The sequence below is a fragment of the Mesorhizobium sp. M0514 genome (genome assembly GCF_040321145.1).
Lineage (GTDB): Bacteria > Pseudomonadota > Alphaproteobacteria > Rhizobiales > Rhizobiaceae > Mesorhizobium.
The window spans coordinates 1-7,754 of the sequence record NZ_JAMYQZ010000149.1 but is presented as its reverse complement, the minus strand read 5'-3'; the positions used below and the strand labels follow the sequence as shown (position 1 = coordinate 7,754).

The 7,754-nt window shown below is 56.5% G+C and carries 8 protein-coding genes and 1 tRNA gene; 1 reads left to right on the top strand and 8 read right to left on the bottom strand.

Annotation, left to right across the window (positions count from 1 at the left end; translation table 11 throughout):
* Window positions 1-326: 326 nt before the first annotated feature.
* A complete protein-coding gene (locus NKI61_RS31560) occupies window positions 327-1,274 on the bottom strand; it encodes a hypothetical protein (protein WP_352842275.1) in 948 nt (315 codons plus the stop codon).
* Window positions 1,274-1,885 (bottom strand): DUF6932 family protein, encoded by a 612-nt coding sequence (locus tag NKI61_RS31555; RefSeq protein WP_502899956.1) that lies wholly within the window; start codon window positions 1,883-1,885, stop codon window positions 1,274-1,276. The genes NKI61_RS31560 and NKI61_RS31555 overlap by 1 nt, the downstream gene beginning before the upstream one ends.
* 624 nt (window positions 1,886-2,509) lie before the next feature.
* Here NKI61_RS31555 and NKI61_RS31550 point away from each other — a divergent pair.
* A complete protein-coding gene (locus tag NKI61_RS31550) occupies window positions 2,510-2,830 on the top strand; it encodes a hypothetical protein (protein WP_352842273.1) in 321 nt (106 codons plus the stop codon).
* A 77-nt stretch (window positions 2,831-2,907) separates the two neighbouring features.
* Here the strand turns inward: NKI61_RS31550 and NKI61_RS31545 are convergent, their stop codons facing one another.
* The 6 genes from NKI61_RS31545 to NKI61_RS31520 all read right to left on the bottom strand — a co-directional run bounded on the left by NKI61_RS31545 (window position 2,908) and on the right by NKI61_RS31520 (window position 7,061).
* Window positions 2,908-3,408: a hypothetical protein gene (locus NKI61_RS31545; RefSeq protein WP_352842271.1), complete on the bottom strand. Its 501-nt coding sequence runs from the start codon at window positions 3,406-3,408 to the stop codon at window positions 2,908-2,910.
* Between the two features lie 4 nt (window positions 3,409-3,412).
* Entirely contained in the window at window positions 3,413-3,742 is a 330-nt protein-coding gene (locus NKI61_RS31540; protein ID WP_352842269.1) for a hypothetical protein, read from the bottom strand.
* The gene (locus NKI61_RS31535) at window positions 3,735-5,171 is read right to left on the bottom strand and encodes a hypothetical protein (RefSeq protein ID WP_352842267.1); all 1,437 of its coding nucleotides are present in this window, start codon (window positions 5,169-5,171) and stop codon (window positions 3,735-3,737) included. The genes NKI61_RS31540 and NKI61_RS31535 overlap by 8 nt, the downstream gene beginning before the upstream one ends.
* A 100-nt stretch (window positions 5,172-5,271) precedes the next feature.
* Entirely contained in the window at window positions 5,272-5,676 is a 405-nt protein-coding gene (locus NKI61_RS31530; RefSeq protein ID WP_352842266.1) for a hypothetical protein, read from the bottom strand.
* A gap of 216 nt (window positions 5,677-5,892) precedes the next feature.
* Window positions 5,893-5,966 (bottom strand) — tRNA-Gln (locus NKI61_RS31525).
* A 147-nt stretch (window positions 5,967-6,113) separates the two neighbouring features.
* The gene (locus NKI61_RS31520) at window positions 6,114-7,061 is read right to left on the bottom strand and encodes a lysylphosphatidylglycerol synthase domain-containing protein (RefSeq protein ID WP_023705805.1); all 948 of its coding nucleotides are present in this window, start codon (window positions 7,059-7,061) and stop codon (window positions 6,114-6,116) included.
* Window positions 7,062-7,754: the final 693 nt, after the last annotated feature.

The window sequence follows — 7,754 nt, the reverse complement described above, 5'->3', positions numbered from 1 at the left end:
GGCTCCTCACGTGTCGCTTGCGATGCAGCAGCACGCGCATTCAAAGAAGCGGTAGCGCACCGACAACACAGCAGTGACGTGGAACGATGAAAAGCCCGCCGACGGGGGCTAGCGGGCTTGTGATGGGATGGCCCGCGCCTGCTTCCGAGCGCGGGCCGACCATGACGAGTCAGGGCATCTTGGTCACCGGCTGGGACCGCTGCAGAACGAGCCGGGTGTGACCGAACAGCCTCAGAGCGAGGATGTTCCCAACTGACGCAAAAAAGCCGCCAGCGTGAGCCGGCGGCTTTTGGGTCACTGAGCCACACAGGGACGTTGGTTGGCCCTCAGCCTAATGGCACCAGATTCTGCAGCACCTTGTGCTCTTTGATCACTTTTCCGTTCCGCATGGTTCTGATGTAATTGATCGAAGCTCTCACGGGCTTAAGGAGCAAAGTTTCTTTGAACTGCAAGTCGGCCAGATATTTTAGCGCGAGGTCATCGGCCACGCCGCCTTTCAACGTGCCACCATCATCGCCTGGTAGGCGCATTTCGAACTGGTGAGCATCTGGTAGGATGCCAAGCAAGGTCCCATCGACCTCCTCAACATCCTCCTTTACCTCGACGGTTTTCAGCCGCTTGTATAAAGCGTCAACCTGCGGTCCCGTCAGCCCTACAGCGTGTTCGTCTCCGACGATACGGGTGCTAGCCCCAGCCTCCTGAAGCACCTTCGTGAATTTCTGGACAGCAGCGATCATCCTTGGTTGCGTATCCGCCAATAAGACATCAAAATTCTCATCCGTTTGGTCAGCGGTCATGGAGCAGATTAAAGCCGTCGCGCTCTCGACCGCCTGCTTTAATGGAGTGGCAATCATCTCCTGTTGATCTGGCGCGAGCTCTTCGAGCATGAAACCCATCGACCCTCGAACGAGGTCGCGAATAAATAGCCTTCCTTTTCCCGACCCTTTGACGGGGCCTCGCTCTGGCAAATCCTCGCCAGCCTGGGACGCAAGCGCAATTGAGATCATCTTCTGATAGCTGTTGAGGGCATCAGTAGAGAAGTCTAACCGAATGTCTCCCTGCCCAATCACCGGCAATCCATCGAAAATCAGCGCAACACTAGCGTAGCTGTTGCTCCCAGCTTTCAACTCGGCAATGCGAAGGTTCAGTTCCCGAAGCCGGTTTTCCCACATCAATCGTGATGTGCCCCATGCTCCTTGTTTGGCTTCGTCGCGCTGACGCTCAACGAACTGGCGGTCGGTTTCGAGAGATTCAAGGGAGAGTAGCGTTGGCATCAAGCTCCCCCTAACATTTTTGCTGCTTCCTTGTCGGCACCCGGGTCAATCACAATCGCAAGAAAGCCCTTCCATGCGAAGGTGTCTCTCTGATGCGAAAATAAGCTGTACCAATACATAACCTGCTGGAGCATGTCGCCAAGGGCCGTTTGTTCCACCAGGAGCGCATAGGTGTCGAGTTTCAAATTCGCCTTGTTATGTTCCCTGTTAGCGACCCGATCGCGCCAGAAAGCTTCGCCCTCTGCTAATATGTCAGGCCCAGCACCTAGGTATTTGGCCGGCAAGTTCAGAATGCTAAATACGTCTATGTCGCTTGGCGGCCGTTTCGCCACGGACTCGATGTCCTCCACAAAACTTCCATCGACGAACTGCAGCCCTGACACATAGCCTTCGCCAGCGAGCAGTGTGCGGTAGCTGATCAGATTTGACAGGAGTGCCCGACGCTCCACGGAGGTGCCAAAATTCTGAACCACCTCTGTGATATGCGCGAAGTAAGGCGATCGGCTGGCCGTCGTCGTTGCATCGACGCCAACAAACGGCGGCAACAGCCCGTTCCCACCAAAACCTGGTATCGGCAAGAGCCCCCCTCCCACCCGGATTAGATCGTTCATACTCTACGGACATTCGTAAACAAGTCTGCAACCAAAGTGCGAAAGGGGGGAAAGTTTTTTGTCGACATCGGTAGACGCAAAACGTTCTCTGCAGTCTGTCCAGAAGGAACGGCCAGTCACTCCGCGCCGCGTTTATTCTCAGTCCACTTCATTCTGAGCGCAACGTTGAGGCCAGCCACCTCGCAGCACCCGCCAGATGTCCGCCCAATAAGGGGTCACCAGAGCCGCCGCAGCCATGCTTGTTACGCCGAGGGCACCGAGCCCCATCAGTTTTTCCACCGGGTGACTCCGGCTGTTACGGTCTTCGCCCAGTCAGCTCTTCGCTGAGCGATGAAACCGCACCTTCCGCCCTGCAGCCCGCCAGTTTCGAGCAACGCACCAAAAGGTAAAGCTGGCGCATCAGGATTGGCAGAGGCGTCAACGACCTTTATAACGCCATCTGAGCGAAAGCTCAGGGGCGTGAGAACCCCTTCAGGTGGCGGCACCAGTGCTGCCGATATCCGCACTCTCCGACCAAGGTCGGGGAGGCATACGTGTATGTCCAGGGCGAAAGCCTAAAGGCGTATGCGGCCTTCCACCTGAAGGCTTCTCAACTCCCCGATCTGGTCACAGGGGAGGCGCAAAATGAAGATTGTTCGGGCTCTGAAATTCACCGCTATCGTAAGCTTGCTTTTCACTCAGGCAGCACTGGCGCAATCGGTGAAACTAAATCGGCCTGGTGAGAGTTGGGTCATTGTTTGGCAGAACGGTTCTGCATCGCGCCAAGGGAACGCTCTAATGAATGAGCCAGGCGGCATCGATCTGATCATGCCGTTTGTGGCCTGCGTCGTTAAATCTGGCACCCTCGCGATCATCACCAGCGATACCGGCTATTTTAAATGGGTAGTTGTTGCGGAAGGCGATTATCAAGGCTGCAGAGGAGTGGTTTCTCCCGGCGATATTTGACGTATTCTGGTTGAGCAGGTTGCCTGAAACCCGTCCTTTGCTAGCACAGTGCTAGCGCACGCCCCGGTGTCGGCAGCTCATTTTTGTGCGAGCCTAGCGCTCTGTACATCTGCACGCACCTGAGAAAGGAAACTTTGCTTTGCCAATGTAATTTCGCGAGTTAAAGACAAAATTTCCGCTGGGGGTTTGTCGTCGTCTATCGAATTCACGGCATCGAAAATGTTGTCGACCAGGTTGTTCAAATTCGCTTCAATACTTTTCACGGCATCGTCGGACCTGCTTTGGCAGAAACCCTGAATTTCTTCGACAGCCCCTAGGAACTCGGAATTTTGAACATTCCTGACCGCGATTTGGCGTTCTGCTACGTTTGACATATTCATCCGTGCCGCAGAACAAAGATTGGTCAGCGACAAACTCAAAACGGATAGATGACCTTCCAAAGGCAGCACTATCCAGCTGTCGAAAGCGGAAACATGCTCTGCCTTAGTTTGAATCCGCCTCTCAACACGAGTTGAATAAAGCGCCGCCCAAATCGATATCGCTAGGGAGATTCCGGCTATGGCATCTCCTGCTTCCATTTTGCTAGATCAAAGGCGCGCGGCTGGACGTTGCGTTCCTAATTCCGATATCGATCCACTGCTTAATTTGGTCGGAGGCTTGGAAATGATATTTCTCGAGGAACCTCTCGCGGCCGTGTAGGCGGGCGATGCTCTGCGAGAACAACCCTTGAAAATAAGAGGGCGAAATAGCATCTAGATAGTCGGGAACGACAACGTTGACCACGCCAGATTCGCGGTCGAGTTTGTCTATAGAAAGAGCCTCTCTTGCCGCAACGCCACGCTCCTTACCCGATAGATTTCTCACGCGTCCGTCTTGCGCGAGAACGCCAAGGTTGATCATTTTATCAGCCATCTTTCTTGCTCGCCGCCTGGATGGAAGCATCCAAGATGAAGCGCATAGTAATTAACGTCCCGGGAAAATACCCAGGTAAATCCCTTACAAATCGATCGTTTGGGGGCTTCGACACAACGTTACCCTCATTAAACCACTGCAACCGACGTTCACTTTCACTCGAACCAAATCCCTCATTGAAGGGCGCTTCGAACTTCACATAAGCATCGCCAGACAAAATTGCGACATGCGGACCCAGTCCAGGTGAGGTCTCCCTACCCAGCTCATTGGCAAACTCTACCATATCCATCAAGCCCGTGCCACCGGAGACGCCATCGGCACCTTGTCGCAACCTCGACACGCCATCTTGGAGCGCGAAGACTGTGGCGAGAGTTGTTTCTCTGCGGCCAATTTTTTTGTGGAGTTTGCAGTAGCGGTCTATCTGGTCCAACGTGTCTTCTGGAGCGCCAGAAATGGTGTGAGCGATCGAATTACCCAGGTTCAAAAAACTCAGATGACAGACATGCGAATTGTTGGCAGATCCCGTGTTGGCACCATAAGGCTGCCTAGCCATGAAGCCGGCCACGATCCATTCGCCGTCGCCGCCGTCGCGGCCGTGGCGCTCCGCATTGTTCAGTGTCTCAGTAACAATGCTTTTAAGACGTCCTCTGCCGTGATCCGTCAGTTCCTTTGGCGATCCTAGTTCACCAAGCCATTCGTTTATTTTCTTCGTGATCTGATCGGCTCGAATCTCCAATGTCGTAGGCTCGATTGCGATCTTCCTGGATTTCGACGTGCCGGCCCGCCGGCGCTGCATCAGAGGCAAGGGCCAAACATCGTCCATTCGCATCCGGCCGAATGGTTTGATGTTGAGGAACTCTCTGAGCCCAACCGCCTCTAATACCTTCCGAGTTGGACCAAATACGGTGCCGCCTCCAGTCATCGGCGCCATACCCTCGACCATCATTCCGAAAACGAGAAACGGGGCGATATCGAGGACATGCTCGTCTTCGAAATTCACCTCGTAGTCGATTGCATTGCAATCGGCCTCCGCGATCTTGCGCAAAGTTCGGAACGTTTCCTCGGGATTATCAATGAACGAGAACTGCCTGCATTCGATCCTGACGCCGTGCTTTCTCCGGTTAAATCGTAACCAACGTGATTTCCTATTATCCAAAAGGGCGTCGAGAATGTCGTTCGGCTTTGGCTTGGCAAGAAGCATGGCTCTGCTATAGCGCCGTCGGAGGTGATGGCGGCGTTTAATCTCAAGATTTCGTGCGACTTTCTTTGCAGGCGTGCTCGACGAAGCACTCCCTTTGCGGGACCTTTTTGCTGTTGCCGATTTTAGTTTCTTGAATTCCACATCATCAAGGCGACGCAATTCATAGGCGGACCGCTTCGAAATACGACGTGGCCAAATGTGCTGGAAAAGAGTCTGCTTTTTAGCCAAATTTTGTCACCGGGTTTTGTCTTCAGTCTCATATTGGCGTGCTGTCTGCAACTCCAGAAGACATCGTGCACACGCACATGCTGAATGACCCAGCCAACTCTTACTTTTCTACCCGTAGCGCTGCCATTTGGTCGATAGATAGATGTCTCGGATTAAGTCTCTCGTATTTAGCATCAACCATGCGCACCTCATGCGGATACAACACATAGGCATAGGACAAGCCTTGCATCATCGCCATCAGTTCGTGGGAGTGCTCGGGATTGTCGGCAAGGCATTTCTGGACGGCAGCGTCCAGGATGGCCTGCCAGTTCTCGATATCCATGGCGACCGCATCGGACGCCTCACGCCGGAGCCGGGCGAAGACTGTCCGGACAGCAAGCTCGCGCATGCTCTGGCTGTAGTTCAGGCCGCGCCGATGGGCGTCTGAAACGAACCGTTCGAAATCGGCTTGGCCCGGTGTGCCTTCCAACAGGTCGAGGAGATCGGGAAGCTTGGCAAGCGCCATGCCACCAAGGCCAAGGATGACCGGGGAGAAGAAAAGGAGGTCAGACCATGCCATGAGGATGCCCTTTCATGTCGCTTCCATGTCGCGTCGAGTAGCGGCGAATGGATGAGAACCGTTGAGAATCAAGGCGAACGTGTCGCAACGTGTCGCGAGACAAAATCGAGACAAATGGAAATCCCGAGTGAGCTAAGCAACTGATTCTATTTGGAAAAGTGTTGGCTGGGGAACCTGGATTCGAACCAGGACTAACGGAGTCAGAGTCCGTGGGTCTACCGTTAACCTATTCCCCAGCAGGCGCTGTCGCGCTGGTGGGCCGCCGAAGCAGCCGCGCGTGCCTTGTAGCCGGCGCCGGAAAATAGTCAAGCCTAAGCTGCGTTTCAATCACAGCGTTTCATAGGGGCAATTACGCCCGGGTGGCGCGCCGCACCCAATGATCCTCAGCTCTCCGTCCGGCTGTATTGCGAATGTTCGAAGAACAGCACCACGCCGAGCGCGATCAGCAACGGGATGATCAGGTAGAACAGCCGGAACACCAGAAGTGCCGCCAGCACGCCGACCGGGTCCATATCAGACAGGCCGGCGAGGAACACGACCTCGAACACGCCGAGCCCGCCCGGCGCGTGCGAGATCTGCGCTACCGAGAACGACACCAGGAACACGCCGAGGATAGCGAAATAGCCGGGATTGCCGGCAACGGGCAGGGCAAAGAAGATGATCGCCGCTGCTGCCAGAAGCTCGATCGGGCCGATCAGCAATTGCCGCGCCACGATCGGCAGCGCCGGATAGTGCAGCTGGAAGCCGGCGATTTTCAGCGGCTTCAGATGCAGCCAACTGCCGAAGATGTAGGCGCCGACCAGGATCAGCAAAGCGATGCCGGCGGCGATCGCCAGGCCGTGGTGCGGGGCGCCGGAAAAGCGGTCGATGATTGCAGGCTCGAAAACCAGCACCAGGCCGCCGACCAGAATGCTGGAGAGCACGAAGGTGATCCAGCAGATCGCCACCAGAATGCCGACATCCTGGCCGGTCAGCCCCCTGGTGCCGTAGGCGCGGTAGCGGATCACGGCGCCCGAAAACACCGAGCCGCCGATATTGTGCGACAGCGCGTAGGTGGTGAAGGAGCAGAAGGTGACGAACAGCCACGACACTCGTCTGCCGATATGCAAGAGCGCGATGTGGTCATAGCCGGCGAGCGAGGCATAGGCGACCACCGAGCTCAGTGCCGCAAGCATCCAGCCGCGCGTCGGGATGGCGGATATGCCGTCCCAGACATCGTCGATCGAGATGCCGCGCAGTTCATGCCACAGCAACAACAGCGACCCGATGACCGCCGCGACACCGATGACCGGCCACAGATAGCGCTTCCAATTCGTGGCCCCCCAATTCATGGAGTTGTCGTCATGTGTTGCTGCCCATCGCCCAGGCGGGCGTTAAAACGTCCGCGATTCACCAATTCCCCCTCATTTCAGAAATGCCTCATTGAAGCCGGCTATTCAACCGGCAAGGGTGAGCAGCCGGTTCGCCAACGGCGAATTCGTCGTGCCAGTGGCAAGATGAAAGGCTAGCGAACGCCGGGACGCTGCAAAGCAGCGGGGATCTGGCAGGACGCAGCCGGCAAAATTTGAGTCCTTGCTCTTGGTGATCCGGTCCGGCGCTGCTACTCTGGCGGCAACTTAAAAGATTGAAGCGCCTGCTGCGTCCGGTTTTCCGGTTCGCGCGGCGCCGGAAGGAACTGAAGTGGAAGACCACGACACCGGCGCTGGCGCGCCGGAAGTGGGCGTGTCCAGGGCTTCGCCGCCATCAGGCGGGCCAAGCCCATCCGCCGGGCGGCCCCGCCAGGCGGGGCCCCAGTCCGGCAACGGACAGGCCGGCGACGCCCAGCATCAGCGCGGCAAGGCGAGAAAGCGGCGCAAGCGCCGGCGTGGGCGCAAGGTTTTTGCGCGCGACGACAGCCCTCTCGCAACGGCCGCGGCGGTCGGTGCGCCGGCCTCCGTCGGCCCGGCCGCTCCAGCGCCCGTGCCTTTGCCCTCGGCCCCACAACCCCGACCGGAACAGCCCATGCATCGGCCGCCGATGCAGGA